We start from the raw sequence: 409 nt of genomic DNA, 5'->3' as shown, positions 1-409 counted from the left end.
GTCGGGAACCACCGGCCGGTCGAAAGGCGCCATGCTCAGCCACGAGAATCTTGCTTCGAACGCGCGCGCGCTGGTCGAGCACTGGCGTTTCACTGGAGACGACGTGCTGATCCACGCATTGCCGATCTTCCACACGCACGGCCTGTTCGTCGCCACCAATGTCGTCCTGATGGCCGGCGCCTCGATGCTGTTCGAGCAGAAGTTCGATCCGGCCCGCATCGTCTCGCTGCTGCCGCGTGCCACGGCCCTGATGGGCGTGCCGACCTTCTACGTGCGCCTGCTGCAGCAGGATGGGCTGGACCATGAGGCGGCAAAAAACATCCGTGTGTTCATTTCCGGGTCGGCGCCGCTGCTGGCCGAGACGCACAAGTCCTGGCGCGAGCGCAGCGGCCACGCGATCCTCGAGCGC

The 409-nt window shown here is 65.8% G+C and carries 1 protein-coding gene; it reads left to right on the top strand.

Going from position 1 to position 409, the window contains the following annotated elements:
- A partial coding sequence (locus EOD07_RS37305; RefSeq protein ID WP_164773001.1) for an AMP-binding protein occupies nucleotides 1-409 on the top strand: 409 nt, incomplete at both ends.

Source organism: Mesorhizobium sp. M2C.T.Ca.TU.002.02.1.1, from assembly GCF_003997225.1.
The sequence above is the reverse complement of the archived record's forward strand: the minus strand, read 5'-3'. Positions and strand labels throughout refer to the sequence as shown.